This window comes from Adlercreutzia murintestinalis (assembly GCF_943192905.1).
In the GTDB taxonomy this organism is placed as follows: domain Bacteria; phylum Actinomycetota; class Coriobacteriia; order Coriobacteriales; family Eggerthellaceae; genus Adlercreutzia_A; species Adlercreutzia_A murintestinalis.
The window spans coordinates 64,377-90,385 of record NZ_CALPCC010000002.1 but is presented as its reverse complement, the minus strand read 5'-3'; the positions used below and the strand labels follow the sequence as shown (position 1 = coordinate 90,385).

Sequence of the window (26,009 nt, the reverse complement as noted above, 5' to 3'; positions counted from 1 at the left end):
AGATGATCCCTGGAACCGACGGCTTACTCAGCCTGATCCTCAATGCGGATGCCCTCGATCACATCGCCCACGCGCAGCTCCTGGATGACGTCTTTGCCAGAGAGCGTCTGACCGAACACCGTGTAGTCAGGGTCGAGGAACGGTTGCGGGCCCAAGCAGAAGTAGAACTGGCTACCAGCGGAATTCGGATTGGCGCTGCGAGCCATGGCCAGCGCACCGTCGAGGTGCTCGTTGTGAGGGTTGGTGGTGTATTCCTCATGGATGCTGTAGCCCGGACCACCCGTACCGAAAGGACCTTTGCCCGCGATCACGTCAGCGGAGGTGGCATCCTTGGTCTGCGGGTCGCCGCCCTGGATAACGAAGCCAGGCACGTAGCGATGGAACTTCACGCCATCGTAGAAACCCTTGTTCGCCAGCTCCACGAAATTGCCGACATGAATGGGGGCATCTATGCCGTTGAGCTTCACTTGGATGGTGCCCTTGTTGGTATCGATGATGGCGATCTCGTTGCCGGTGGGCTTATATTCCGGAGTATACAGAGCCATGCTCACTCGCTTTCACTTGGTCATAGATGTTGAGAATTCTACCACAGTATCGACGAGAGGCCCGCTCTTCAGCATGAATCCACGGACTGCGCGCGACGATTATTCCACGCTCTCGCCGATCTGCTCGGCCAGCGGTTCGTCACCTGCATCCAAAAACACCTTGCGCGTGACGAAGTTGTACACCATGACCACCGCCGTGGCGAATATCTTGCTGATGAGGTAGCTGATCCCGACAAGTCCCGTTGCTATCCACATGAGCAGGTCGTTGAGGCCAAGCCCGATGACCGAGAGCACCACGAAGATGACGAACTCGCGTCGGCGGCTCATGCCGTCTTTGTGGGTGAATACGTAGCGCATCGAGGCCAAGTAGTTGAAGATCACCGACACCGTGAACGATATCGTTGCGCTGATCAGATAGTTCACGCCGAACGCCTCGGTCAGAAGCACCATGAGCCCGTAGTCGATGATGAACGCGATAACGCCCACCACGCCGAACTTCGCGAATTGCTTGAGCAGCTTTTTCATACGTCCCTTCCGTATCGGTCCCTTGGATTATAAGGCTGTTTCCGCGAAACGTCGTAGGCATATGAAGCGGAGGTGATAGGGAACCGCCATAGGTGCGAGAAGCCGATTCGAGCGTGCTGAGATGCGCGACGCGCAGGGCTTGGAACGCATCATGAATGAAATGGTGCCCTTGACAGGAGTCGAACCTGCGACACCTTGCTCCGGAGGCAAGTGCTCTATCCACTGAGCTACAAGGGCACATTGTGTTGTGCGTCGTTGATTATACGCCATTCGACACAATCCTTGAAAGACCGCGGTATCATGACCCTATGAACGAAACCATCAAGATAGAGCGCATGGGATATGGTGCCGCGGCGGTCGGGCGGCTCGCGAGCGGCAAGACCGTGTTCGTGGAAGGCGCAGCGCCGGGTGAGGTGTGCGAGGTGCACGTGGTGCAGGACAAACCCTCGTTCGCCATCGCTGATCTCGTGCGCGTGCAGGAGGAGTCAGAACATCGCGCGTTGGCGCACGAAAGCACACCGGGCGCCCCTTGGGCCCACCTTGCCTACCCCGCCCAGCTCGCAGCGAAGCGGCAGAACCTGGTGGAGGCACTGGTGCGCACCGGGAGCGTTGCGCGCGCCGATGCGGAAACGCTGGTGGCCAACTGCATCCCCAGCAAGCGGGAATGGGGGTATCGCAACAAGATAGAACTGGCGGCGTTTCGCGACGAGACGGGCCGATTCGCCTTAGGCATGCATGAAGCAGGATCGCACCAGACGGTAGCGCTCCAGAAGGCGCCGCTTGCCAACCGCCTGATCGAGCGCGCCCCTAAAGCGCTCACCGGCGCGCTGCGCTACCTGCAAGGGGCAGACGATCTGGGCATCTACCGAGTCGGCGTGCGCGGCAGCGTACGCACTAAGAGCGTGGAGGTGGCGCTGTGGACTCCGCCTTCCGCGTTTCCGCGCACCGCCGTGGCGAAGACCTTGTGCGATGCGGTGTGGGCCACTTCGATCGTGCGAATCATCGCCGAGCCGGGCAAGGCGCGCCGCGTGAAGAAGATAGAAGCGCTGGAAGGTCAGGGATTTTGGAAAGAGGACTTGGCGGATATCAGCTTCTCGGTCTCTGCACCTTCGTTCTTCCAGGTGAACACCGCCCAAGCCGAGAAGCTCGTGCGCCTGGTGCTGGACGGCCTAGCATTAGACGAGGGCGATCTGGTAGCCGACCTGTACTGCGGCGTAGGCACGTTCAGTCTGCCCCTGTTCCAAACTGGAGCTGAAGTGGTGGCCGTGGAGCTGGAAGGCTCGTCGGTGCGCGATCTGCGGCGCAATGCGGAGTTCAACGGTTGCGATATCGACGTTATCGGCGATGACGTTGCGCGCGTGCTGCCTGCCCTTGGCCGCCTTGATGCCGTCGTGGTAGATCCGCCGCGGGCTGGCTTGGATAAGAGCGTGATCGGTGCCATTGCCGAGGCGCACCCCATGCGCATCGCCTACGTCAGTTGCGACCCGCAAACCTTCGCGCGCGATGTCGCTCGTCTTGCTGCAAGAGAATACCGTTTGGTCGAAGCGACGCCCGTTGACCTCTTCCCGCAAACCTATCACCAAGAAACGGTAGGCATCTTCGCCACCGAAGCCGCCGAGGCCCGGTCGCACCGTTTTTGCACCTAAAGCACCGGGAAATGAGAACAGGTCAGAGAGAAAATACCCTCTGACCTGCGAATCTCTGGTAGCCCCGACCGGATTTGAACCGGCGACCTCCGCCTTGAAAGGGCGGCGTCCTAACCGCTAGACGACGGGGCCATATGCGTACTGCGCGTGCAGCCCGTCTATTATGCCAAAGCCGTCTCTGCGCTGCAAGCGCAAGCCGCCATGGCGCCTATGGCCGCAGCCCCATACCACCTTCCAGTGTTACGGTCTCGCCGCTCATGTACTTGAAATCAGGCCCGCACAGCTGCACCACCACGCGGCCGATCTCGTGCTCCACATCTCCGTAATGGCCCATGGGAGGCATGTGCACATTGGCCACGAACGCATCGGGGTATTCGTCTTGGAAGCGCTCGAGAGCCGCCGTCCATGCCAGCGGGCACACCACGTTCACGTTGATGCCGTCCTTGCCCCATTCGTTGGCAGCTACTCGGCTCATGCCGCGGATGCCCTCTTTCGCCGCTGCGTATGCCACCTGGCCCACGTTGCCGAACAGCCCGGCACCGCTCGCGAAGTTGACGACGGATCCCTTCGTCTCCTTCAAGTGCGGATAGCATGCCTGCATATAGTAGAAGGTCGCGTACAGACCCGAATAGATGGCCAGATCGAACTGATCGGTGGTGTGATCGGCGATGCTCACGCCTGACGCAGATGCCTGCGCGTTGTTCACCAGCGCATCGATGCGTCCGAATTCGCCGATCGCTGCATCCACGACCTTCTGCACGACGGCCTGATTGTCCGCGCCTGCCTGCACATCGGCCGCCATGGGCAGCACGCGCACGCCGTATGCAGCCTCCAGCTTCTCCTGAGCCGCCTCGAGCTTCTGCATGTTGCGGCCGGTCACCACGAGGTTCGCGCCTTCCTTTGCGAACGCCGTCGCGATGCCGTAACCGATCGACCCGGCCGATCCGTCCTTCAACGCCGCAAATCCGCCGCCGGTGATGATGACCGTCTTGCCTTCAAATGCACCCATCGCGTCGCCTTTCTCTGTAGAGGTTTCCTGCGTCTCAATATAGCAGAGCGCAGATGACGCACGCGCGATGCGCCTATTTGAAGCGTTTGAGCAGCAGCGAATTGCACACCACCGACACGCTCGAGAACGCCATGGCGGCACCTGCGAGCGCTGGCGCCAGAATGCCCACAGCGGCCAGCGGGATCATGATGCAGTTGTAGATGAGCGCCCAGAACAGATTCTGCTTGATCTTGCGCATGGTGCGCTTCGAGAGGCGCAGCGCTACGAACAGGTCAGTCAGCTTGTTGCGCATCAGCACCACCTGGCCCGCGTCGATGGCAACATCGGTACCGCTCGCCATGACCACGCCGATATCCGCAGCGGCAAGCGCAGGCGCATCGTTGATGCCATCACCCACGAATGCGGTCACATCGCTTGCCCGCTTCCCGGCATCAGCGCGCGCTTGGCGCACCGTCTCGCGCACCCGCTCCACCTGGCGTGCCTTGCCCTCGGGCCGCACGCCCGCGCACACATGCTCGACGGGAATGCCCACCTCGCGCGCCACCGCAACCGCGGACGCTTGCGCATCACCGGTAACCAGATAGCACGACACATCGGCTCCGCGCAGCTGAGCGATGGCTTCCGCCGCATCAGGTTTGGGCTCGTCAGCGAAGGTGAATCCACCCACATCGCGCCCATCTATCGTCACGCGGCTCCCCACGAACACCTCATGCCCCTCAACAACAGCGCGCACCCCCTCACCCACGATGCTTTGGAACTGGTGCACCTCGTAGTTGTGGAACGCCACGCCTCGCTGCTCGGCATACGCACACACAGCCCGTGCGAGAGGATGCTCGCTCTTCAACTCAGCGGCCGCAGCCAGCGCAAGCGCCTCATCGGAAACATCGCACGCGGTGACCGCCGGCATGCCGCGCGTGAGCGTACCGGTCTTGTCGAACACCGCCGCCGCAAGACCGCATAGCTGCTCGAGCACCTGACCATCCTTGATGAGCAGACCCACCTGCGCGCCGCGTCCCATGCCCACCATGAGCGCCGTGGGCGTAGCCAGCCCCAGCGCGCACGGGCACGCCACCACGATGACCGCAACGGCCGGTAGGAGCGCTTGTTGCCACCGCGCAGCATCATCGGATGCGGGTACCGCGAAGAACCAGATGAGGAACACCACGACAGCGATCCCGAGGATAGCGGGTACGAACACTGCAGCGATGCGGTCGGCCAGACGCTGCACGGGCGCTTTGCTCCCCTGCGCGTCCTCCACCGCGCGCACGATTCGCGCCAGCGTCGTATCAGCGCCCACGCGACGCGCCCGCACCGTGACCGAGCCGGTGCAGTTCACCGTACCGCCGACCACTTCATCGCCGACTGCCTTCACGACTGGCAGCGGTTCTCCGGTCAGCATGCTCTCATCAACCTCGGTAGACCCTTCCACGACCACGCCATCGACCGCCACCGCATCCCCCGGCCGCACGAGCACCACATCGCCCACCGCAACCTGCGACACCGGAACCTCTTGTTGCACACCGCCGCGCACCACTACCGCCACGGGCGGCGTCAGGTTCATCAACGCTTCAATGGCTTGGTTGGTCGAGCCTTTGGCGCGCGTTTCCAGCATCTTACCCAGGAGGACGAAGGTGATCAGCATGGCGCATGTTTCGTAGTACGGCATGCCCTCGTTGATCTGCATGGCCTCATGCCCGCTCCAGTTTCCCGTGATGACCGGCACGAACGTGATGTAGAGCGAAAAGATGAACGCGATAGAGGTGCCCAGCGCCACGAGCACATCCATGTTGGCAGACCCGCTGCGCAGGCTTTGGAACGCGCCTTTGTAGAAACGGGCGCCGCACCCGAACTGCACCGGTATCGTCAGCGCCAGCAGCACCAAGCTACCGCAGAACATGGCCTGCACGTGCGTGGGGCCAGCCACGAAGCACCCAGCAAGGGCCGCCCCTATCCCCATGTGCCACCCCGGCACCATGCCAAGGGCCACTATGAGCACGGTGAGCGCCGCCGCGCAGGCGAACACGCGCCGATCATGCCGCGCTCGGTCGGCCTCCTTCGCACGGCGCTGCTCATCGACGAGCGGCGCGTCATCGGGGATGACCTCTGCCGTGAACGATAGGTCGTCGAAGACGTGCAGCATGTCATCGACGCTTGCCTCATCTGCATCGAAGGTGACCTGGCCTGTGTTGTTGGCCAAGTTCACCGCCACATCGATCACGCCTGGTGTGGCGCGGAAATGCTTTTCGATGTTGGCAGCGCAATTGGCGCAATGCATACCATCTATGGCCAGTCTGACCATTGCGTGTTGGCTCATGAGCAATTCCCTTCAACGTATGCTCATATATTCATATGTTTTCTCCTGAAAGAAGATAGACGAACCAACGCGCTTTTGCAAGCGTCACATCAGTCGTGATGCTGACGTTCCCGCCGCGCGGTCTTGGTTGCCTGAAGAAGCAGGAACAGAAAGCCAATGACTCCCGCTACCAACGATGCCAGCAGAATAGCCAGCTTCGCCTCAGCGATCAGCGCCGCATCCGCATAAGCCAGGTTCGCCACGAAGATGGCCATGGTGAAGCCAACACCGCCTAGAATGGACGCGCCCAGCATATGCATCCAATTCACCTGATCGGGCAGCTTCGCGATGCGCAGCTTCACGCACAGGAAGCTCAACGCCATGATGCCGAGCGGTTTGCCAACGACCAACCCGAAGAAGACGCCCGTGAACACATCCGACGTCAGCACCGACAGCAGATCGCCTCCCGGCAGCGCAACATCGGCGTTGGTGAGCGCGAACAACGGCAGCACCGCGAAATACACCCACGGATGCAGTCCGTGCTCAAGGCGCGTGACCGGGGGCAACACGTCACGCGACACGTTCGAGAGACTGTTCACCGTCTTCAGGTACTTCTTCTGAGCGACGATGGGCGTGTTCTCATCGTGGAACACGTTGGCCAGATGCACGCGATCGTTCGACCACTCCAGAAACGTCTTCATGTTCACCCGGCTGCCCGAAGGGATCACGAACGCCAAGAGCACGCCCGCGATGGTGGAGTGTACGCCCGACATGAACACGCACCACCACAGCACGCACCCCACCAGCATGTACGGCACCAGCGAGAACACGTGTGCGCGGTTCATGATGATCAGCCCCACGTACACCACCGCAGCCGCCATGAGCCAGCCCAAGCTGGGCGCATTCCCGTAAAAGATAGCGATGACCAAAATGGCGATGATGTCATCAGCCACCGCGAGCGTTGACAAGAACACGCGCAGCCCGCTGGGTACGCGGCTTCCCAAAAGCGCCAGAATGCCCAGCGCGAACGCGATATCGGTGGCGGTCGGCACGCCCCATCCGCTGCGCGTGGCCGCATCGCCAGAGTTCAGCAGCAGATAGATGATGATAGGAGCGGCCACGCCGCCCACCGCGCCCATGATGGGCAGCGCCGCCTGGCGGATATTGGTGAGCTCGCCCACGGTCATCTCGTATTTGATCTCTAGCCCAACCAGCAGGAAGAACAATGCCATGAGGATGTCATTGATGATGTGCGCGAACGACATGCCGCCCGCAACCGGCCCCACTTCCACATTCACGTAGTTGTGGTGCCAAAAATCATAGAACCCCTCGTACAGCCCTGTGTTTGCAATGATCAGCGCCACGATGGCTGCCACGAGCATGACACCTGCTGCTCGCGTGGCCGAATGCGTGAAGTTGAGCAACTTGCGATACCGGCGATTGTGCCCCTGCACCTCGTCGATGTAGATGCCGTGCGGGTCAGGGTCGTCAGCGGTCGGCTGCACCAGTTGCGCAGCATCGCGCGCTCCCTGCTGATCGCCGTGCGCTAACGCTTGCTGCTGCGCGCCCTCGGCCGTCTGCGCGTTTGGCGCGCTCGTATCGGTATCTGCCTCTGCACTCTTCCCATGTTCGTCTGCCATGATGCGCCTCTTTTGCCTTGCCGCCTACGCAGCGCGATGTCTCATGTGGATTATAGAACAAGGTGCAGCCCTCTCGAACCGCTCAGTCATCGGATTTGCTACGCTTTGGAAGCGTTGTCTTGTTTCGGTGGGCGTTGACCTACCATGAAACGAGGTATCCGTATCGATGAAGAGGTGCAAGATGGATGTGACTGTCTCTGGGCGCAAGATGCCCGTGAGCGATTCTCTGAAGGATTATGCGAAGGAGAAGATCGGCGGCTCGGTCGAGCAGATGGATGTGCGCGCAACCGCCTGCGAGATCGTGCTGTATCGCGAGAAGAATCCCAGCATCGCGAACGCTGCGATCTGCGAGGTCACCGTACTCATCCCCAATCATGTTGCGCGTGCGCAGGTGCGCGAAGAGGATATGTTCGCAGCCATTGACGTGGCAGCAGCGAAGATCGCGCGTCAGCTGCGCAAATACAAAACGCGAGTGAAGGATAAGCGGCGCGAGAAGACCGAAGATGCTCTGGGCGCCGAGAAAGCTGCCGCGAAGAAGGCGGTGCCGGAGAGCGATCTTGATCTTGATAAGCTGATGGATGAGCTCTCGGATGACGAAGTGGTGCGCCGCAAGGAGATCAAGCTGACGCCCAAAACCGAAGATGAGGCGCTTACCGAGATGGACTTGCTTGGACACGACTTCTACCTGTATATCGACCGCGATTCCGGCAACGTGCACGTGCTGTACCGTCGCACGGGTGGCGGTTACGGCCTGCTCATGCCGAAAGAATAGCCCGACGCACCCAGGCCGCTGAGTACAGCGAGCCGAACGCCACTACACAGCCGTCGCTGCGGGCCGCATCCATGGCCTGCGCGACGGCTGTTTCTGCATCAGACGCCGTGCGCACCGCAACGTGCGGCGGCGCTTGTCGCTCACAGGCTTGTGCCAAGCGCTCCGCCGCCAGCGCGCGCGTGCTCGCTGGCGTATAGACCGTGAACGATGCGGCATGCGGCAGTGCCGCTTCGATCATCGCCTCATAATCTTTGTCAGCAAGCACTCCCATGATGAAGTGCGCCCGCATATCGGGCGTCCCGAGCGCGCGCGCCATCTCCACGAACGACTCGATCATCGCAAGAGCACCCTGAGGGTTGTGCGCGCCATCCACGATAGCCAGCGGGTCGCGCCGCAGCACCTCGAAGCGCGCGGGCACCTGCGCGGCCGCAATGCCCTCGCGCATCGCGCGGTCGCTGATGCTCCATCCGCGCCGACGCAGCGCGAAGGCGGCCTCTATGGCGACGCTGGCATTCTCCGCCTGACAACTGCCCAGCATGCGCGTCGCATACGATTGGCCCTTATACGAGAACTTACGCGCAAGCGCATCCATATCGGGCAGCCAGCGCGTCAATCGCGGAAAATCGGCCTTGGTCAGCGGGCATTCCCTCTCTTCGCACACATCCTCGATGACCGTCATGGCTTCGCGCGTCTGAGGCCAGCTGACCACCTGCGCACCCTGCTTCACGATGCCCGCTTTCTCGGCTGCGATCTCGCCGAGCGTGTCTCCTAAGAACTCCGTATGATCGAACCCGATGCGCGTGATCACGCATACGTCAGGCACAATGACGTTGGTGGCATCCATGGCGCCGCCCATGCCCGCCTCCACCACACAGAGATCGCAATCCTGTTGGGCGAAGAAGAGCAGCGCCGCTGCGCACTGCATCTCGAAGGCGCTCGGCGCGTCCTGCTCGCGCGACTCAACGAGCGCCACCGCCGCGCGAATGCGCTCAACGCACGCAATGAACTCGTCTTTGCCGATCGGCTGACCATCCACGGTCATGGAATCTTGCAGCGTCTCGAATGGTGGACTCGCGAAGACGCCCGTTTTCATGCCCGCAGCGCGGCACATGCTGGCAAGGTATGCGCTCGTGCTCCCCTTGCCGTTCGTGCCCGCCACATGCACGAAGCGCAACTGCTCTTGCGGGTTTTCCAGCGCCTGCAACAACGCGCGCACCCGGTCAAGCCCTGGCTTGGTCGCTTGGCGCGCCGGATCCGTCAGGAATGCAAGGGCTGAACTGAGCTCCATCATGCGTCCTGCAGCATGCGTCCCAGCTTCGCGAAATCCTCTTCGAGCGCTTCGCGCTTGCGCACGTCGTAGAGCGCAGCAGCCGGATGGAAGATGGGAAACACTTTGAAGCGCCCCGCCTGATGCAGCTGACCGTGCAAGCGCGTGATGCCGCGATCGGTCTTGAGCACGAATTTCGTGGCGAAATTGCCCAGCGTGACGATGTATTCCGGGCTTATCGTGCGCGTTTGCTCTCGCAAAAACGGCGTGCACGCCTGTATCTCTTCTGCTTGCGGGTCGCGGTTGCCCGGCGGGCGGCATTTCAGCACGTTGGCGATGAACACTTCGCTGCGGGCCAGTCCGGCAATGCTCAAGAGCTCGTCGAGATACTTACCAGCAGCGCCCACGAACGGCACCCCTTGCAGATCCTCGTTCTTGCCCGGTGCCTCGCCGATGATCATGACGCGCGCATGTGGATCCCCGTCACCGAAGACGGTCTGCGTGCGCCCATCAGCAAGCGGACAAGCGTGGCACGCCGCCACTTGGGCGCGCAACTCTTCCAGCGGTATCTGCGGTTTGCTCATGTGTATATCCTCGGCATGCGCAGGTTCCCGAACCCGATGCATATCTCATAGCTTGACGTGCCCAGAATATCGGCCATCTGGTCGATGGTGGCGAACGCGTCGCCCTGCTCGCCCACGATGAGCACCTCATCGCCGATCTGCGGCTCAAGATGGGCTTGCGTGCCCCGGCTGCGCTGAGGCACTTCGAACATGCACTGATCCATGCAGATATTGCCCACCTGCGGATACTGGCGACCCCCCATCACGAAGTTGATGCGATTGGAGAGATTGAAGCGCAGCCCGTCGGCATACCCGACCGGCACCGTGCATATCTTGGCATAGCCACCGCTGCGATACGTGAAGAAGTAACTGACGCCCTCGCCGAGGGGCACCGTCTTCACATCAGTGATGCGCGCATGCACGCTCATAGCGGGGTGCAGATCGATCATGCCGAACATCTCCGGCGTGGAATAATACCCGTACAACGAGAGCCCCACGCGCACCATGTCGTAGCGCAGTTCGGGAAAACGCGTGGTAGCCGCGCTGTTGGACGCATGGATCAGCCCCGGATCCACCCCAGCTGCGCGCATCGTATCGAGCGCATAGAGGAACCGATCCTTCGCACGCCCCACTTCCAGCGTATCGGTCTCGTCAGCCGTGGCGAAGTGCGTGAAGGTGCCCGCCAAGTCCAGCGCGCGATGGAAGCTGATCTGGCGCAAGAACTCGTCCACCTCGTCGAAGCGCACGCCGATGCGATTCATGCCCGTATTGATCTTGAGGTGGAAGGGCGCGCGCAAACCGATCTGGTCGGCCGCTTCGGCATAGCGAATGGCGAATTCGATGGTGAAGACCGTCGGCATGATCTTGTGCGCCAGCAGAAGCGGAATGGCGCTCACCGGCGGCTCGGAGAGCATCAGGATGGGCGCACCGATGCCCGCTTGACGCAACTCGATGCCCTCATCCACGCTCGCCACCGCCAACTGCTCGGCACCGCTATTGAGCATGGTGCGCGCGCACTGCACCGCACCGTGCCCGTACGCGTCTGCCTTCACCACGGCCATCAGGCGCACGCCCGGCGCCAGCGAGCGCTTCACCGTCAGCGTATTGTGGCGGATGGCGGGAAGGCTTATCTCCACCCACGACCACCGACGATCGGTCAGGGGAATCTCGGCGAGCGCTTCTTCGTTGAAGATGGGACCGGTCTCGCCCGCCAACACATCGGGCACGCGCAGGTAGCGCTTCATGTCGTTCGGATCGAGATGGCGGCCCACATCGGGGCGACGCTGGCCGTCGAACATGATGCCCCCATGAGGCACCTGCCAGCCATGCTGTGCCGCTTTGCGGCCGCTTTCTTTATAGCGCGTCTCGTCGTTGCCCAGCTCGGTCGCCGCGCGGGCGCGGCGCATGGCTTCGCCCGCCGACGTGAAGCCGGGGTCGCGCTTCGTGAATCCAGTGAAACCGTTTGGGAGCTCTTCCATGGCTCTATTGTACGCCAAGTGCGCCTGGCGTGCGTCTCTCAGTGGCCGCCGCCGCCCATCATCTTCACTGCATGCGGGAGCGCATCCACGATGCCCTCCCAATTCTCAGTGGCGGCCTTCGTGGACCCGGGCAGGTTGATGACCAACGTGCGCCCACGCTGCATGCACACCGCGCGCGAGAGCATGGCATACGGGGTGATCTGCAAACTATGAGAGCGCATGGCCTCAGCGATGCCAGGCACGTCGCGCTCGCACACATCGCGGGTCGCCTCTGGCGTCACATCGCGCAGCGAAAGCCCGCTGCCGCCGCACGTGAGCACCACATCGGCGCCGAGCTCGTCAGCTGCCCGCACGATGGCAGCCGCGATATCGGCGCGATCGTCGGTGACCACCACCCGGTCAATCAGCTGCCAACCAGCATCCATGATGAAGCGCTCGAGCGCATCCCCTGCCTGGTCCTCTTTCAGGCTGCGCGTGTCAGAACAGGTCACCAACGCGAACGCGATGCTCATAGCGGTACCTCCTCGGAAACGTCCAATAAAATACATTCGAGCGTTGACCCGGCAGGTTTCGCCCCCTGTCCTGCGGGCATGACGGCAAGGCAGTTGGTCTTCTGAATGACCCCGAACAACCCGCTGCTCTGGTTGCTGTCGGGGGTGACCTCATAGCCGCCCTCAGCATCTTTGGTGAGGGTCGCGCGCAAGAGCATCATGCGGGGGTCCTTTTTCTTGATGTCCCTGGTCAGCCGCGCCAACACCGACGGATGATCGAAGCAGGTGAACCCTTGCATTTTGCGCAGCGCTGGGCGAATGATCATCTGAAACCCGCAGTACGCCGCCGCTGGGTTGCCCGGCAGTCCGAATACCGGCGTTCCGTCCACGATGCCGAAGGTCTGCGCTTTGCCCGGACGCATGTTGACCTGGGTCATCAGCAATTCGCCCGCATCGGCCACCACGCGCTTGATGAAGTCATAATCACCGTTGGCTGCACCACCCGTGGTCACCACGAAATCGAAGCGCTCAGCTGCTTCGCACACCGCGTTGCGCAGCGCCTTGAAGGTATCCTTCACGATGGGCAGAATCGTGGGCACTGCACCAGCCGCACGCGCGCATGCGGCCATAGCATAGGAGTTCGACTCACGGATGTGGCCCGGACCTGGCACCTGCGAGGGCGGTACCAGTTCGCTGCCCGTAGCAATGATGCCCACGGTCGGGCGCCCGTACACAGGCACACGTAAACTGCCGCAGCTCGCAAGGAAACCCGCGCCCGCCTCGTGGATGACCTCACCGCGCACCATGACCACATCGCCCGCCCGGGCTTCCTCGCCCGCTTGCCGCACGTTGCTACCAAGGGTAGTGGGAGCTGCGAAGCTGACGATGGAGCCGCGCTTGCCGTCACCCTCCACGACTTCCACGATCTCGTATTTGACCACCGAATCCGCATCGGCGGGCAGTTCCGCACCGGTCATGATGCGCACGCACTCGCCTGCGCCGATGGAACCCTCGAACACCTCGCCCGCTCCAATATCGCCGATCACGTTCAGGCACACCGGCGCCTCGGCGGTGGCTTCCAAAAGCTCGGTCATGCGCACAGCAAAACCATCCATAGCCGAATGGGCAAACGGCGACACGTCGATATCGCTCGTCAGATCAGCTGCCGCCACACGACCCACCGCATCGAGCAGGTCGACCTCTTCAGGCGGCATGACCTGCATACGGTCCAGCACCAATGCTCGCGCCTCGGCGAGCGATATCATCTCATCAACTGACATAATCCTCCTTGATCGCGAATAAATGAAGCCAGAGAAAAGGCGCCCGTCAAGGCGCCATTCTCCTTACTTGCGTATGTTGTAGAACGCACCGAGACCAGCATATGCGGCCTGGTCGGCCAGCTGTTCTTCGATGCGCAGCAGCTGATTGTACTTCGCCACGCGGTCGCTGCGCGCTGGCGCTCCTGTCTTGATCTGTCCGCAGTTGGTGGCAACAGCCAGGTCAGCGATGGTCACATCCTCGGTCTCGCCGGAGCGATGGCTCATGACGCATGCATAGCCATGGGTCTTCGCCAGCTCGATGGCATCCAGCGTCTCGGTCAAGCTCCCAATCTGGTTCACCTTGATGAGGATGGCGTTCGCGCACCCCATATCGATGCCCTTCTGCAGGCGCTCGGTATTCGTCACGAACAGGTCGTCGCCCACCAGCTGCACCTTGTCGCCAATGCGCTCGGTCAGCTTGCGCCAGCCGTCCCAGTCCTCTTCGGCCATGCCGTCCTCAATGCTCACGATAGGATACTTCTCCACCAGGTCAGCCCAGTAATCCACCATCTCATCGCTGGAAAGCTCGCGGCCCTCGCCCGCGAGCACGTACACGCCCTTGTCGGCATCGTAGAACTCGGTGGAGGCGGGATCCATAGCGAAGCGAATATCGCGTCCGGGCTTGTATCCGGCCTTCTCGCATGCCTCGACGATGTACTTCAGCGGCTCTTCGCTGGTTTTCAGATTCGGTGCAAAACCGCCCTCATCGCCCACGCCGCCGCCAAGGCCCGCATCGTGCAACACGTTCTTCAGCGTATGGTAGATCTCCGCGCACCAGCGCAGAGCCTCCGCAAAGGTGGACGCGCCCACCGGCATGATCATGTATTCCTGGAAGTCAACGTTGTTGTCAGCGTGCACGCCGCCGTTCAGGATGTTCATCATCGGCGTGGGCAGAGTATGCGCGTTCACGCCGCCCACATATTTGTACAGGGGAAGTTCGGCGGACTCGGCCGCAGCTTTCGCCACCGCCAGCGAAGCGCCCAGAATGGCGTTGGCGCCCAGATCGCCCTTGTTCGGCGTGCCGTCCACATCGAGCATCTCGGCATCGATGCTGCGCTGATCCTCAGCGGAAAGCCCCAGAAGCGCATCGGCGATCTCGGTGTTCACATGCTGCACGGCGTTTTGCACACCCTTGCCCATGTAGCGGTCGGTTTCGCCATCGCGCAGCTCAACGGCTTCAAAGGCGCCCGTTGATGCCCCCGAAGGCACCGCCGCTCTGCCGAACGAGCCATCGTCCAGCACGACCTCAACCTCAACCGTTGGATTCCCGCGCGAATCAAGCACCTCGCGCCCGAACACATCGACGATAACCGCCATCTTGCTGCTCCTTCTCGTCAAGAGATAACGAATGGCACCATGATAGCAGACAGGACTGGCTGCGCGTTTCTTGTACGAAGGGCCGCGCTACGCCACGCCAGGGTACCTCGCACGCGCACGGTGCCCGTTTGCGCGTCTATTTCCGATCTGTCGCGCCCATGATGGATGCTCAGGCTGAGCGAGCTATGCCGCCGGAGGCTGGAACGTGTCGCGATCGGGCGCGAACGAGCGCATGGCCTCGATGGTGCGTGCGAACAGCTCGTCCAGCTCCCAGCCGAGCATATCGGCGCCGCTGCGGATGACCTCGCGGTCAACACCGGCGGCGAAGCGCTTGTCCTTGAACTTCTTCTTGAGGCTCTTCACCTCGAAATCCATCACCGACTTGCTCGGACGCATGACCACAGCCGCGCCGATCAGACCGGTCAGCTCTTCGGTGGCGAACAGGATCTTCTCCATCTGGAGCTCTGGCTTGGGCAAGTTGGAGTTGAAGTCGGCGTTGTGGCTCTGAATAGCGCGGATCAGCTCAGGGGTACCGCCCGCCGCCTCGATCAGCGCGGCCGCATAGACGGTGTGCTGCTCTGGCTCGTCGTCGTGCTCTTCCCAATCAAGGTCGTGCAGCAGCCCTACGATGCCCCAGAACTCTTCGTTTTCCTGATCGAATTCGCGCGCGAAGTAGCGCATGGTCTGCTCGACCGTTTCACCGTGCTCGATATGGAATTCGTCTTTGTTATGCTCCTGCAAAAGCGCGAACGCCGCATCGCGCGTCATGCCCGCATCCAGTGTTGCCATCAAGGCCTTCCTTTCCTCGCCATTCGCCTGTTTTGTGCTCTCTCTGCTTCTCGTTCGCTCTCTATCCATCGCTCTGTGCCGCCTGTTCGCATTCTATGATACCTCGGATAGGAGCTGAGGGCTTGGCCGCGCTTCCAATGCGTATGCGCTGCCGTTGTGCATTCGTCCAATACGTCCACCGCTTTGGCGCCCCAAGATGCCGCTTGAGCTCTTTCAAGAAGGTTTTCCAAAAAAAGCAGGGCCTTCTGGCACAAACGTGGTCGCTTTTTCGTTCCGTCCTGCCTTTTGGAGACGCTTTTGTGTCAAAACGAAGAGGAAAACTGAAAGAAGACGAAATGCGCTACCATCAACTCATGAAGCTGAGTTGGAACATACCGACCGAGGCTGCGATGGCTGAGCAGGCCGCCGCATTGGCGCACCGGTTGCGCGACGGCGATGCAGTGCTCCTTACCGGCGACCTAGGAGCTGGTAAAACCACCTTCACGAAGGGGGTAGCTGCGGCACTTGGATATGCGGGCGACGTCACAAGCCCGACGTTCGCCATCATGCAGGAGTATGCGGCGCCGACTCTCTTGCTCCACCACATCGACCTGTACCGCCTTGACGACCCGCTCCAACTGGAGGATATCGGCTTCTACGAAGCAACGGACCCTGACACGCCCGGTGCAGCGCTTGTGGAGTGGGCCGACCTGTTCCCCGACGAGATGCCCGACGATGCGCTCGCGGTGCGCATCACGGCGGAAGGCAGCAAGCGGCGCATCGTCGCCGAAGCGAGCGGCCCACGCTCGAAAGAGCTGCTGCGCGCCTGGTCCGATAGGCCTTCGCACTGATATCATCGTGGCATGCATGTTCTTGCCTTCGATACCGCTAATGAGGTCATAGCCCTCGGGCTTGGGCAACTGTTGCCCGAAGAGCGCCAGATAGAGCTAGTGGCCGAGACGAAAGTGGCGGCGCATCGCGCATCCAACACTCAGTTGCTCCCGCGCATAGACGCGCTCTTGGGCGAAGTCGGCGTGCAGCGCGCGGATGTCGGCTGCATCTGCGTGGGGCGCGGGCCCGGTTCGTTCACCGGCGTGCGCATCGCGCTCGCTACGGCGAAGGGCATCGCGAGCGCGTTGGAGGTGCCGCTTGCGGGCGTGTCCACCCTTGATGCGGTGGCGTGGGGTGCCTGGGCGCGTGGCACGCGCGGGCGCCTGCTCGTAGTGGCGGACGCGATGCGCAAAGAGGTGTATCCCGCTTGGTTCGAGTTGAGCGCGGAAGGCGCTGCGCGGCTCACGCCTGACCGCGTCATCAAGGCGGAAGCGTTCGCGGATTCGCTCGTTAACGTTGATGAGACGGGGCCGGAGGAACGCGCGATCGCAGGTGATGCGCTCGGGAAGTATTCTGAGCTGTTCGCTCAGGCAGGAGAGCAGCTGCCCGAAACGCTGTGGACACCTTCGGGCGCAGGCCTTCTTCTGGCGTTGCAAGCAGCGTGGCGAAGCGGCGAGGCCGATCCGCTGGATGCGGCACGTCATAACCCCGGCATACTGCTCCCCGTCTACACGCGCCTTTCCGATGCCGAAGAAAACGAGCGCAAGCGGCTGGCCAGCGACGAACCGAAGAACCTGCGCACCGGCGTGCAGGACAGTCGCGCCACCATGCATGCTACGTCACAGGTGGGCGCGCTCATCAATGCCAGTGGCGTGGTATATGTCCCTCTCGATTCCGCGCACACAGAGGATGTTGCCCGCTTGGAAGCACAGGTCATGGGCACGGACGCATGGAATGAAGCGATGATCGCAGACGAACTGCCCCGCACGAACCGCACCTGGTGGCGCGCGGCAGATGTGCAAGGTTCTACGATCGGGTATGCCGGTGGCATGATCGTCGACGGCGACGTGCAGATCTTGAAAGTGGCAAGCGAACCCGCACACCAACGCCAGGGAATAGCGCGCCAGCTTGTTGCACGCATCTGCGAGGACGCCCGCAACCTCGGCGCCACAACCGCAAGCCTTGAGGTGCGCACCTCAAACGCAAGCGCGATCGCGTTCTATCAGGCGCTCGGCTTCGCCAACGCAGGAACGCGACCCCGTTATTATTCCGACGGCGAAGACGCCCTCATCATGCGCGCATCGCTCGAAAACGGACCGCTCGGCGCCGCTTTCGCATCGAGCATGCCCGAACAGTCCCCCCAATCTATCCCCACGAACACAACTCCTGCACAGGCGAGCACCAACGAGGCTGAAACGTCTTCGGCGGCACAGAAGCAGCGTCCGCTCATCCTTGCCATTGAAAGCTCGTGCGATGAAACCGCAGCGGCCGTCGTCGATGGAACCGACCATATCCTCTCCGATGTGGTCGCCAGCCAAGTTGATTTCCATGCGCGCTTCGGCGGCGTGGTGCCAGAGATCGCCAGCCGCAAGCACATCGAAGCCATTTGCGGCGTGTGCGACCAAGCGCTTGAGAACGCGGGAGCGCTGCGCTATGCCGACCTCGACGCCATCGCGGTCACCTATGCGCCTGGTTTGGTGGGAGCGCTCGTGGTGGGCGTGGCATTCGCGAAGGGCGCCGCGTGGGCGGCCGATGTTCCCTTCGTTGGCGTGAACCACCTTGAAGGCCACCTGTACGCCAACAAGCTGGCAGAGGGCTTCGAACCGCCAGCCGTGGTATCGCTCATCTCTGGAGGCAATACCATGCTCGTACATATGCGCGACTGGGGCGCCTACGAGGTGCTCGGCGCCACCATCGACGATGCGGTCGGCGAAGCCTTCGATAAGGTGGCGAAAGCGCTCGGACTGCCCTACCCCGGCGGCCCGCACATCTCGCGGCTCGCTGATGAGGGCGATCCCGCCGCCATCGAGTTCCCGCGTGCGCTGCTGCACTCGGGCGATCTGCGCTTCAGCCTGTCGGGCCTGAAAACGGCGGTCACGCAATACATCAACGCCCAGCGTGAAGCGGGCGAAGACCTGAATCTGCCCGACATCTGCGCCAGCTTCCAAGCTGCTGTGGTGGACGTGCAGGTGGCGAAAGCGCGCACAGCCCTGCGCCAAACGCACGCACCTGTGCTCTGCATCGGCGGTGGTGTGGCCGCGAACCCAGAGCTTCGGCGCGCCTATGAGCATATGTGCGCCGAAGAGGGCGCGCAGCTCATCATGCCACCGCTCGCATCCTGTGGCGACAACGCCGCCATGATCGCGCTGGTCGCGCTCGACCGCTATCGCGCGGGGAACTTCTTCTCACTGGATGCCGACGCTCAAGCCCACGCCGATCTGAGCGAACCCTACTAAAGGACCATTCTCCCGTATGAGCAAGAAGCAGAAAGAGGCCAAGACGAACGCGATCCGCGAGGTTGAAGCGGCCAAGCTTCCCTGCGAGGCGCGCACGTTCGAGTGCGAAGAGGCGCTCTCTGGCGTTGAGGTGGCGCGCTTGCTCGGGCTTGACGCCGACCGCGTGTTCAAGACCTTGGTGACCGTTGGCAAGTCCGGTGAGCACTACGTATTCATGGTGCCCGTGGCAGAAGAGCTGGACTTGAAGCGCGCAGCCCAGACCGTCGGCGAGAAGTCGATCGAGATGATCCGCTCGCGCGAGCTGCTGCCCTTGACCGGCTACGTCCACGGCGGCTGCTCCCCCATCGGCATGAAGAAGCAGTTCCGCACCGTGACTGACGAGACCGCACAGCTCTTCGACACCATCTACTTCTCGGGCGGTCGCATCGGCTGCCAGCTGGAGATGGCTCCCGCTGATCTGGAGAAGATCGTTCCCCTGGAATATGCCGACATCACCGTCCGCTGAGGCGGCCTTTATGCCCGCGGGTTACTGAATCCCTTGATGAGCAGCGCGGCGATACCGCAGAGCAGACCGCCGATCGGCCACGCCAACCAGAACAGGCTGCTGTAGTACTCCGGCACGAACAGCATCACGAGCCCTGCGATGGTAGCGATGATCATGATGGTGCCGCACACCGCGCTGATGCGCTTGTCTTGATGGTGCACCTCCAGCATCTCGCGCTTCTGGTCAACCGGAACGCTCGCCTGCGCTATCTCCTGCGCCGATAACACTTCTCCGGCCGCTTCGTTGTAGTTCGCGATGTTCGCTTTCGCCAGCGTCATGCTGCCATGCACGATGAAGCGCACACCCACCGCGGTCAGCAACAGCATAACGGGCATTCCGATGATCGCCTCATAGCTGGTGTCACCCAACATGATGATGACGCAGATGCCTACGAAGAGCGCGATGATGCCACCGATCAGCTCAGAGGTGAAGAGATGCCTCATGCGAAGGCGCTGCTCTTCGGTATAGAAATCCTCAAGATAGGGGTGCGCGCGCACGAACGCTGCGTGATCGAGGCCTGCCGGGATCACCGACATGAGGCACACGGCGATGCCGCAGAAGATGCAGAGCAGCCCCAGGGCAGCCGCGATGTTTTCGGGCAGCACGTCGAAGGTACCCGGCCCGTCAGGTGTCAGCGCGAAGAAGATGATGCCGATAGCCACGCCCACCAGAGGTGCCACGGAACCCCAGGATATCTTCTCGGCGAAACGGCTCATGTGCTCGTCGTAGCCGAACACGTCCGCCGGGCGCCCGGTCGGCGTGCAGGCAGCGGCCGTGCGCGGCTCAGCACCTGTCAGGTCTCCCTGCACGAGATCATCGAGCGTGCAATCGAATATCTGGCACAGCTTGAGAAGCTTGTCCATCTCGGGATAGGACTTCTCCGACTCCCACTTGGTGACCGACTGACGGCTGACGCCGAGCAGCACCGCAAGCTGCTCTTGGGTCATATTGTTCGCCGCACGGAGATGCAGCAGGTTATCTCTAAAGCTCATGGATCCGATGCCTTTCCATTGATCGGGTGAATTCTGCGCGAAACACGGTTGCTCGCACAGCGTATGGGCTGTCACCGAGCGCGCGCATGTTCGGCAACGCGTCCACCATAGTTGAGCGCAGCGGCTCGCTCTACCAACTAGTGGATGCTTTTTCCCTGCAACTTCATGCACCCTGCGGTTGCAAAGCCCTGTTCAAAGGCATGTTACTGAGCACGAAGCAGTGCGAAGCGACGCTATGGTTACGAGCAGCTCTTGGCCACTTTCGTCGCATGCGTCGCATACATGACGACGCCCACCAGCACGCCGCCGATGATGTTGCCGAGCGTGACCGGAATGAGGTTCGCCGTGATGAACGTGCCCCAGTCGAGCACCGCTGTGTTGATGTTCGCCCCTGCGATCATCTCGGCGTAGGTCGGCACCATGTTCGCGAAGATACCGGCAGGAATGTAGTACATGTTGGCGATGCAGTGCTCGAAGCCTGCGATCACGAACCCGAAGATGGGAAAGAAGATGCCCAGGATCTTACCGGAGACCTCATGCGCAGTGTTTCCCAGATAGATGGCCACGCACACGAGCAAGTTGCAGAAGATGCCCGGCACGAAGGCGTTCGCCCAAGGCAAGCCGCATTTGCTGGCCGCCACCTTCGCCGTGTAGACGGCAAGCGACCCGCCACCGATATCAAGCTGCCCGAAGAACGCCATCAATGCCGCCAGTCCAGCGGCGCCGATGAAATTCCCCACGTACACCACAGCCCAATTGCGCAGCAGCAACCTCACCGTGATATCCCCCGAAATGACCGCTGTCACCATGAGGGCATTACCCGTGAACAGTTCGGTGCCCAACAGCACGATCATGATAAGGCCGATGGGAAACACCGCGCCGGTGACCAAGCGCGCAACACCGGCCTCGGGCACGCCATGCGCCGCCGTCGATGATGCCACCGCGCCCAAGCCCGCCAGCACGCCAGCCATGATCGCCAGCACGAACAGGCGCCACAGCGGCGATTCAGCCTTGCCGACCGCCGCTTTCAGGTAATTGTCGGTCACCTCACCGGGAGAGCAGATAGCCATTCAGCGCGTCCTTTCCGCGGCCTCCACCACATGTTGCAGCAGTACCGCCGTCGTCACCGCCCCAATGCCGCCGGGCACCGGCGTGATGCGCTCCACCACAGGCTCAACCGCTGCGAAATCGACATCGCCGCAGAACACGCCGTCAGCATCGATGTTCGTGCCCACGTCGAGCACCACTTGACCCGCACAGAAGCACTCTGCCCCGAAAGTGCGCGCATTGCCCGTGGCGCACACCACGATGTCGGCGGCGCGCATGATCTCAGGCAGCCCCGTAGTTCCCGAATGGCAAAGCGTCACCGTTGCATCGCGTGCCAGCATGAGCATGGCAGCAGGCTTGCCCACCACCAGACTTCGCCCCACCACCACCACGTGCTTGCCTGCAAGCTCCACTCCATAGAAGTCGAGCATGCGCACGCATGCTTCAGCAGTGCAGGGCGCGAATCCTTCCGGCAGCCCCATGAACACGCCTGCGAGCGAAGCAGCCCCCACGCCATCAACGTCCTTTTCGGATGCAATCATGTTGCAGGCCGTCATCTCATCAAGCGTGTGAGGCAAAGGACGAAACATCAAGCACGCATGCGTGCGCGCGTCCGCGTTGATGCCTTCGATGTCGGCATAGAGGGCAAGCTTGTTCACGTCGGCTGCGAGCGCGCGCACCTCAACGGCGATGCCCACTTCATCTGCTCGCTTGAGCACGGTGCGCTCGTAAGACCCGTTCGCTTGGTCCTCTCCCACGCGAACGAGCGCCAAACGCGGGTGCACGTGCTCTTCGCGCAGCGCCCCGACCCGCTTCGCCACCTCGGCATACAGCGCCTCTGCCACCGGGCGGCCCAACATCTGCTCAGCCATCAGCTTCCCGCTTTCACGCTCTCCAGCACATGGAGGTATATCTCGTCGGCCAGCTGGCACGCCTCGCGGGTTATGTGATCTGCCTGGCTCGCATAGCGCACCGCAAGCGCCTGATCGGTCATCCAGCCGACGTTCACATGGATATTCAGCGCAGCCCCTTGCACAGCCGCCTTCGCGAACAGAGCGGCGACCCCCACATCGGTGAGCGCCGCTCGACTGCCATCGCGCGCCATGACCTTGCATCCTTCGAGCACCTGGGCGCATTCGCGCATGATATCGAGCGGCACGTCGCAGCCTTGCACCAACGCTGACTGCATGGCCAGATCCTTCGTAGCAATCTGCTCGGGCGTGTCAGAGGGCATCTTGAACGCCGCCGAAATCGGCGTGAACGCGCGGGCATCCAGCTCGATCAGGTGCAGCAGCCGCGCACGTTGAGCAGCCAGTTGGTCGAGCAAGCCGCGCATCTCGTCGTGCACTGCGGCATATTTCGCATTGTTCGCGGTCAGGTTGCCCACCATGGACGCAAGGGCCGCCGCCAACGCACCAACGCAGGCGCTCGCACCACCACCGCCCGGTGTCGGGCTCGCGCTGGCCAGATCCTCGATGAACGCAGCATCTAGCATGACGCTACCCTACGATCCGTTGGCACCGCTTCCGGGTCGCGCACCTCGCAGCACCCGTTCACGAAGTGCTCGTGCATATCGACCAGCAAAAGATCGGCGTCGTCGTGCACATGAATATCTGGATTCTCTGCCAGCAGATCAAGGCGCGCCACCTTGCAATGATGCAGCTTGCACACCTGCGCGCGGGCGGGCCACACCAAGCACGACCCATCCTCGGCCTGCAAGCAGCAGCGCTGCGCACCCCGATCGATCGGCTGAATGTCGTTTTCCAGCAAATAGTTATGGATGCGCAGTACCTCTTCGCGCGTCATGGCGAGCACGTTGATGCGGCAACACACGCCACATTGAGCGCATTCGGGAAAGCTGTTCTCGTGATCGAAGTGCACGACAGGAGCGCTCTGCACCTTGCGCGCACGCACGAACGAAGCCCGCACGGCAGCCATGGCTGCCATCATGTTCTCTGGCTTGCGAAAGGTTGCCATCTAGAACAGACCCGAGATGACGCCATTTTCGTCCACATCTATCTTGAACGCGGCAGGTGACTTGTTCAGACCCGGCATGGTCATGATGTCGCCGGTCAGCGCCACCACGAACCCAGCGCCTGCGCTCACCTTCACCTGACGCACTGTGACCGTGAAACCTTCGGGCGCGCCCAATTGAGCAGCGTCATCGCTAAACGAGTACTGGGTCTTGGCCATGCATACCGGCATGTGCCCGAATCCCAACTCTTCTAGCTTCGCGATCTGCGTCAGCGCAGCTGGCTCGAATGCCACGTCCGACCCGTGATACACCCGGCATACGATAGTGCGGATCTTCTCTGCCAGCGACAGATCGTCATCGTAGGCGAATTCAAACGTTGCTGCGCTGCGTCCTTCCGCGTCACCCTCGTCGCACAAGCGCACGACCTCATCCGCCAGAGCCAAGCCGCCCTCGCCGCCGCGCGCCCATACCTCAGAGAGCGCCACGTTCACGCCGAGTTCGCGGCATCTCGCCTCCACCAGCGCTAACTCGGCTGGCGTATCGGTGGGGAATGCGTTGATGGCCACGACACAGGGCAGATGGTACACATCGGTGATGTTGCTCACATGGCGAAGCAGGTTGGGAAGCCCCGCCTCAAGCGCCTCGAGGTTCTCTTCGTTGAGATGGGCTTTATCTACACCACCATGGTTCTTGAGCGCCCGCACCGTGGCCACCACGACCACCGCGTCCGGCCGCAGTCCGGCCAAGCGACACTTGATGTCCAGGAACTTCTCAGCGCCCAGATCGGCACCGAAGCCCGCCTCGGTCACGCAGTAATCTCCCAGCGCCAGCGCCATACGCGTCGCCATGATGGAATTGCAGCCGTGCGCGATGTTGGCGAACGGACCTCCATGCACGAACGCCGGAGTGCCCTCCAGCGTCTGCACCAAATTCGGCTTGAGCGCGTCTTTCAGCAGCGCGCACATGGCGCCTTCCGCATGCAAGTCGTGCGCTGTGACCGGCTTATCATCGTAGGTATACCCCACTACGATGCGCCCAAGGCGCTCTTTGAGATCGGTGATGGAGGTGGCCAGACAGAAGATGGCCATCACCTCGCTTGCTACCGTGATATCGAATCCATCCTCGCGCGGAACGCCGTTCTTGGTGCCGCCTAAGCCGTCTACGATGAAGCGCAACTGGCGGTCGTTCATATCCACCACGCGCTTCCAGGTGATCTTGCGCACATCGATGTTGAGCTCGTTGCCGTTTTGGATATGCGCGTCCAGAAGCGCTGCGAGCAGGTTGTTCGCGGCGCCGATGGCATGGAAGTCGCCGGTGAAGTGCAGGTTGATATCCTCCATGGGGACCACCTGCGCATACCCGCCGCCCGCAGCTCCGCCCTTGATGCCGAACACCGGCCCCAGCGACGGTTCACGCAGCGCCACCACCACGTTCTTGCCACGCTGAGCGAGCGCATCCGCAAGCCCGACCGTGGTGGTCGTCTTGCCCTCGCCCGCAGGCGTTGGGTTGATGGCGGTGACCAGCACCAGCTTGCCGGGTGCGTGTTCCTCTTCGCGAAGCAGGTTGTAATCCACCTTCGCCTTGTGATTCCCGTAGAGTTCCAGATACTTGTCGGCAACACCGCAGCGCGCGGCCACCTCGCCGATGCGCTTGGGCTCAGCTGCTTGGGCTATCTCTATATCGGTGAGCAAGAGGGACCTCCTATCAACAGGGGCAATAGGAAGATTCTACCGTACACGCCTTGCGAAAAGAGCGAGAAGCGGGCGAATGAAGCAGATAGCTTTGCTGGGCGTCAAGCCCAGCGGAATGTATTAGTCATTGACCACTTTGAACCGATACCCGTACCCGCGCACCGTCTCCACCAAACCCGAGTCGTAGCCAGCATCGGATATCTTGTCGCGCAAGCGCTTGATGTGCGTATCCACCGTCTTGGTTTCCGTCAGGTATTCCCAACCCCACGCATCGCGCAGCAGATCTTCGCGGCTCACCACCTTGCCCGCATTCTTCATCAGCGACGCCAGCAACTCGAACTCGCGTGGCGTCAGATCGATCTCGCCGATGCTGCCTGTTGCGGTATGCGCGTCCTCATCGAGCGTGATGCCGCTGACGACCACCTGGTTATGAGCACCAGCCACCTCTCCTGCACCGCGACGCAGCAACGCGCGCACACGGGCCACCAGCTCGCGCACGCCAAAGGGCTTGCTCAGATAATCGTCGCCGCCGATCTCCAGACCCACCACCTTGTCAAGCTCGGTGTCGCGGGCAGACAGGAACAGCACGGGCGCCGAGGTGTTCGAGCGCAAACGGCGGCACAGCTCGTAACCGTCAATGCCAGGCAGCATGATATCCAAGATGTACAGATCGTAATCGGTCTGCGAAGCAAGCGTCAGCGCGTCCTCACCGTTTTTCGCGATATCGACCGCATACCCCTCGGTCTTCAAGGCATAGCCTACGAAATCAGTAATAGTAGCTTCGTCATCAACGACAAGAATGCGGCTGGCGGTATCGCTCATTATGGGCCCCTTCATCGA

24 protein-coding genes and 2 tRNA genes are annotated in these 26,009 nt (G+C 61.8%); 5 read left to right on the top strand and 21 right to left on the bottom strand.

Going from position 1 to position 26,009, the window contains the following annotated elements; translation table 11 throughout:
- Positions 1-23 precede the first annotated feature (23 nt).
- From NFR19_RS00900 to NFR19_RS00890, 3 genes are all read right to left on the bottom strand, one after another.
- Entirely contained in the window at positions 24-545 is a 522-nt protein-coding gene (locus tag NFR19_RS00900; protein ID WP_251211896.1) for a peptidylprolyl isomerase, read from the bottom strand.
- Between the two features lie 99 nt (positions 546-644).
- Positions 645-1,070, bottom strand: coding sequence for a GtrA family protein (locus NFR19_RS00895; RefSeq protein WP_251211895.1), 426 nt, complete (start codon positions 1,068-1,070; stop codon positions 645-647).
- Positions 1,071-1,231: 161 nt separating this feature from the next.
- Positions 1,232-1,307, bottom strand: a tRNA-Arg gene (locus NFR19_RS00890).
- Positions 1,308-1,378: 71 nt separating this feature from the next.
- On the opposite strand from NFR19_RS00890, the gene rlmD reads away from it, so the two are divergent.
- Entirely contained in the window at positions 1,379-2,716 is a 1,338-nt protein-coding gene (gene rlmD / locus NFR19_RS00885) for a 23S rRNA (uracil(1939)-C(5))-methyltransferase RlmD (RefSeq protein WP_251211894.1), read from the top strand.
- A 56-nt stretch (positions 2,717-2,772) separates the two neighbouring features.
- On the opposite strand, the gene NFR19_RS00880 is transcribed toward rlmD, so the two are convergent.
- The 4 genes from NFR19_RS00880 to nhaA all read right to left on the bottom strand — a co-directional run bounded on the left by NFR19_RS00880 (position 2,773) and on the right by nhaA (position 7,658).
- Positions 2,773-2,848, bottom strand: a tRNA-Glu gene (locus NFR19_RS00880).
- A 76-nt stretch (positions 2,849-2,924) separates the two neighbouring features.
- Positions 2,925-3,725, bottom strand: coding sequence for an SDR family NAD(P)-dependent oxidoreductase (locus NFR19_RS00875; RefSeq protein WP_251211893.1), 801 nt, complete (start codon positions 3,723-3,725; stop codon positions 2,925-2,927).
- 73 nt (positions 3,726-3,798) lie between these two features.
- Positions 3,799-6,039, bottom strand: coding sequence for a heavy metal translocating P-type ATPase (locus NFR19_RS00870; protein WP_251211892.1), 2,241 nt, complete (start codon positions 6,037-6,039; stop codon positions 3,799-3,801).
- Positions 6,040-6,128: 89 nt separating this feature from the next.
- A complete protein-coding gene (gene nhaA, locus NFR19_RS00865; protein WP_251211891.1) occupies positions 6,129-7,658 on the bottom strand; it encodes a Na+/H+ antiporter NhaA in 1,530 nt (509 codons plus the stop codon).
- Between the two features lie 181 nt (positions 7,659-7,839).
- Here nhaA and hpf point away from each other — a divergent pair, with 181 nt between their 5' ends.
- Positions 7,840-8,430 (top strand): ribosome hibernation-promoting factor, HPF/YfiA family, encoded by a 591-nt coding sequence (gene hpf, locus NFR19_RS00860; RefSeq protein ID WP_251211890.1) that lies wholly within the window; start codon positions 7,840-7,842, stop codon positions 8,428-8,430.
- Here the strand turns inward: hpf and NFR19_RS00855 are convergent.
- From NFR19_RS00855 to NFR19_RS00825, 7 genes are all read right to left on the bottom strand, one after another.
- The gene (locus NFR19_RS00855; RefSeq protein ID WP_251211889.1) at positions 8,414-9,721 is read right to left on the bottom strand and encodes a bifunctional folylpolyglutamate synthase/dihydrofolate synthase; all 1,308 of its coding nucleotides are present in this window, start codon (positions 9,719-9,721) and stop codon (positions 8,414-8,416) included. The genes hpf and NFR19_RS00855 overlap by 17 nt on opposite strands.
- On the bottom strand, positions 9,718-10,281 hold the full coding sequence (locus NFR19_RS00850; protein ID WP_251211888.1) for a uracil-DNA glycosylase: 564 nt from the start codon (positions 10,279-10,281) through the stop codon (positions 9,718-9,720). The genes NFR19_RS00855 and NFR19_RS00850 overlap by 4 nt, the downstream gene beginning before the upstream one ends.
- Positions 10,278-11,738: an alanine racemase gene (gene alr, locus NFR19_RS00845; RefSeq protein WP_251211887.1), complete on the bottom strand. Its 1,461-nt coding sequence runs from the start codon at positions 11,736-11,738 to the stop codon at positions 10,278-10,280. The genes NFR19_RS00850 and alr overlap by 4 nt, the downstream gene beginning before the upstream one ends.
- 38 nt (positions 11,739-11,776) lie before the next feature.
- Positions 11,777-12,250, bottom strand: coding sequence for a MogA/MoaB family molybdenum cofactor biosynthesis protein (locus tag NFR19_RS00840; protein WP_251211886.1), 474 nt, complete (start codon positions 12,248-12,250; stop codon positions 11,777-11,779).
- The gene (locus tag NFR19_RS00835) at positions 12,247-13,509 is read right to left on the bottom strand and encodes a molybdopterin molybdotransferase MoeA (protein ID WP_251211885.1); all 1,263 of its coding nucleotides are present in this window, start codon (positions 13,507-13,509) and stop codon (positions 12,247-12,249) included. Before NFR19_RS00835 ends, NFR19_RS00840 begins: the two co-directional genes overlap by 4 nt.
- A 63-nt stretch (positions 13,510-13,572) precedes the next feature.
- Positions 13,573-14,865 (bottom strand): phosphopyruvate hydratase, encoded by a 1,293-nt coding sequence (eno, locus tag NFR19_RS00830; RefSeq protein ID WP_251211884.1) that lies wholly within the window; start codon positions 14,863-14,865, stop codon positions 13,573-13,575.
- 183 nt (positions 14,866-15,048) lie between these two features.
- Entirely contained in the window at positions 15,049-15,654 is a 606-nt protein-coding gene (locus tag NFR19_RS00825) for an HD domain-containing protein (RefSeq protein WP_251211883.1), read from the bottom strand.
- Positions 15,655-15,989: 335 nt separating this feature from the next.
- Between NFR19_RS00825 and tsaE the strand changes: the two genes are divergently transcribed.
- Genes tsaE through ybaK form a run of 3 tightly spaced genes read left to right on the top strand, consistent with a single transcriptional unit; the run spans position 15,990 to position 19,425 of the window.
- Entirely contained in the window at positions 15,990-16,484 is a 495-nt protein-coding gene (gene tsaE / locus NFR19_RS00820) for a tRNA (adenosine(37)-N6)-threonylcarbamoyltransferase complex ATPase subunit type 1 TsaE (RefSeq protein WP_251211882.1), read from the top strand.
- A gap of 12 nt (positions 16,485-16,496) precedes the next feature.
- Positions 16,497-18,920 (top strand): tRNA (adenosine(37)-N6)-threonylcarbamoyltransferase complex transferase subunit TsaD, encoded by a 2,424-nt coding sequence (tsaD, locus tag NFR19_RS00815; protein ID WP_251211881.1) that lies wholly within the window; start codon positions 16,497-16,499, stop codon positions 18,918-18,920.
- Positions 18,921-18,936: 16 nt separating this feature from the next.
- Positions 18,937-19,425: a Cys-tRNA(Pro) deacylase gene (gene ybaK / locus NFR19_RS00810; protein ID WP_251211880.1), complete on the top strand. Its 489-nt coding sequence runs from the start codon at positions 18,937-18,939 to the stop codon at positions 19,423-19,425.
- 8 nt (positions 19,426-19,433) lie between these two features.
- Here ybaK and NFR19_RS00805 read toward each other — a convergent pair whose 3' ends face one another.
- The 7 genes from NFR19_RS00805 to NFR19_RS00775 form a co-directional block, all read right to left on the bottom strand.
- Positions 19,434-20,456, bottom strand: coding sequence for a helix-turn-helix transcriptional regulator (locus NFR19_RS00805; RefSeq protein ID WP_251211879.1), 1,023 nt, complete (start codon positions 20,454-20,456; stop codon positions 19,434-19,436).
- Between the two features lie 239 nt (positions 20,457-20,695).
- Positions 20,696-21,526 carry a formate/nitrite transporter family protein gene (locus tag NFR19_RS00800; RefSeq protein WP_251211878.1) on the bottom strand — a complete coding sequence of 277 codons (831 nt, stop codon included), beginning with the start codon at positions 21,524-21,526 and terminating at the stop codon, positions 20,696-20,698.
- Positions 21,527-22,375, bottom strand: a complete 849-nt coding sequence (locus NFR19_RS00795) for a bifunctional 5,10-methylenetetrahydrofolate dehydrogenase/5,10-methenyltetrahydrofolate cyclohydrolase (RefSeq protein ID WP_251211877.1) — start codon at positions 22,373-22,375, stop codon at positions 21,527-21,529.
- Positions 22,375-22,998 carry a cyclodeaminase/cyclohydrolase family protein gene (locus NFR19_RS00790; protein ID WP_251211876.1) on the bottom strand — a complete coding sequence of 208 codons (624 nt, stop codon included), beginning with the start codon at positions 22,996-22,998 and terminating at the stop codon, positions 22,375-22,377. The genes NFR19_RS00795 and NFR19_RS00790 overlap by 1 nt, the downstream gene beginning before the upstream one ends.
- Complete coding sequence (locus tag NFR19_RS00785) at positions 22,992-23,453, bottom strand: YkgJ family cysteine cluster protein (RefSeq protein ID WP_251211875.1); 462 nt, start codon at positions 23,451-23,453, stop codon at positions 22,992-22,994. The genes NFR19_RS00790 and NFR19_RS00785 overlap by 7 nt, the downstream gene beginning before the upstream one ends.
- A 27-nt stretch (positions 23,454-23,480) precedes the next feature.
- Positions 23,481-25,169 carry a formate--tetrahydrofolate ligase gene (locus NFR19_RS00780; protein WP_251211874.1) on the bottom strand — a complete coding sequence of 563 codons (1,689 nt, stop codon included), beginning with the start codon at positions 25,167-25,169 and terminating at the stop codon, positions 23,481-23,483.
- 120 nt (positions 25,170-25,289) lie between these two features.
- Positions 25,290-25,991, bottom strand: coding sequence for a response regulator transcription factor (locus NFR19_RS00775; protein WP_251211873.1), 702 nt, complete (start codon positions 25,989-25,991; stop codon positions 25,290-25,292).
- Positions 25,992-26,009 lie beyond the last annotated feature (18 nt).

Bases quoted from the DNA above. Each gene is read 5' to 3' on its own strand.
- NFR19_RS00775 (WP_251211873.1), bottom strand. From the start codon at position 25,991: ATGAGCGATACCGCCAGCCGCATTCTTGTCGTTGATGACGAAGCTACT.
- NFR19_RS00855 (WP_251211889.1), bottom strand. From the start codon at position 9,721: ATGATGGAGCTCAGTTCAGCCCTTGCATTCCTGACGGATCCGGCGCGC.
- NFR19_RS00900 (WP_251211896.1), bottom strand. From the start codon at position 545: ATGGCTCTGTATACTCCGGAATATAAGCCCACCGGCAACGAGATCGCC.
- NFR19_RS00785 (WP_251211875.1), bottom strand. From the start codon at position 23,453: ATGATGGCAGCCATGGCTGCCGTGCGGGCTTCGTTCGTGCGTGCGCGC.
- NFR19_RS00895 (WP_251211895.1), bottom strand. From the start codon at position 1,070: ATGAAAAAGCTGCTCAAGCAATTCGCGAAGTTCGGCGTGGTGGGCGTT.
- NFR19_RS00870 (WP_251211892.1), bottom strand. From the start codon at position 6,039: ATGAGCCAACACGCAATGGTCAGACTGGCCATAGATGGTATGCATTGC.
- NFR19_RS00795 (WP_251211877.1), bottom strand. From the start codon at position 22,375: ATGGCTGAGCAGATGTTGGGCCGCCCGGTGGCAGAGGCGCTGTATGCC.
- NFR19_RS00790 (WP_251211876.1), bottom strand. From the start codon at position 22,998: ATGCTAGATGCTGCGTTCATCGAGGATCTGGCCAGCGCGAGCCCGACA.
- NFR19_RS00800 (WP_251211878.1), bottom strand. From the start codon at position 21,526: ATGGCTATCTGCTCTCCCGGTGAGGTGACCGACAATTACCTGAAAGCG.
- NFR19_RS00850 (WP_251211888.1), bottom strand. From the start codon at position 10,281: ATGAGCAAACCGCAGATACCGCTGGAAGAGTTGCGCGCCCAAGTGGCG.
- alr (WP_251211887.1), bottom strand. From the start codon at position 11,738: ATGGAAGAGCTCCCAAACGGTTTCACTGGATTCACGAAGCGCGACCCC.
- NFR19_RS00840 (WP_251211886.1), bottom strand. From the start codon at position 12,250: ATGAGCATCGCGTTCGCGTTGGTGACCTGTTCTGACACGCGCAGCCTG.
- eno (WP_251211884.1), bottom strand. From the start codon at position 14,865: ATGGCGGTTATCGTCGATGTGTTCGGGCGCGAGGTGCTTGATTCGCGC.
- nhaA (WP_251211891.1), bottom strand. From the start codon at position 7,658: ATGGCAGACGAACATGGGAAGAGTGCAGAGGCAGATACCGATACGAGC.
- rlmD (WP_251211894.1), top strand. From the start codon at position 1,379: ATGAACGAAACCATCAAGATAGAGCGCATGGGATATGGTGCCGCGGCG.
- NFR19_RS00835 (WP_251211885.1), bottom strand. From the start codon at position 13,509: ATGTCAGTTGATGAGATGATATCGCTCGCCGAGGCGCGAGCATTGGTG.
- hpf (WP_251211890.1), top strand. From the start codon at position 7,840: ATGGATGTGACTGTCTCTGGGCGCAAGATGCCCGTGAGCGATTCTCTG.
- NFR19_RS00825 (WP_251211883.1), bottom strand. From the start codon at position 15,654: ATGGCAACACTGGATGCGGGCATGACGCGCGATGCGGCGTTCGCGCTT.
- tsaE (WP_251211882.1), top strand. From the start codon at position 15,990: ATGCGCTACCATCAACTCATGAAGCTGAGTTGGAACATACCGACCGAG.
- tsaD (WP_251211881.1), top strand. From the start codon at position 16,497: ATGCATGTTCTTGCCTTCGATACCGCTAATGAGGTCATAGCCCTCGGG.
- ybaK (WP_251211880.1), top strand. From the start codon at position 18,937: ATGAGCAAGAAGCAGAAAGAGGCCAAGACGAACGCGATCCGCGAGGTT.
- NFR19_RS00875 (WP_251211893.1), bottom strand. From the start codon at position 3,725: ATGGGTGCATTTGAAGGCAAGACGGTCATCATCACCGGCGGCGGATTT.
- NFR19_RS00805 (WP_251211879.1), bottom strand. From the start codon at position 20,456: ATGAGCTTTAGAGATAACCTGCTGCATCTCCGTGCGGCGAACAATATG.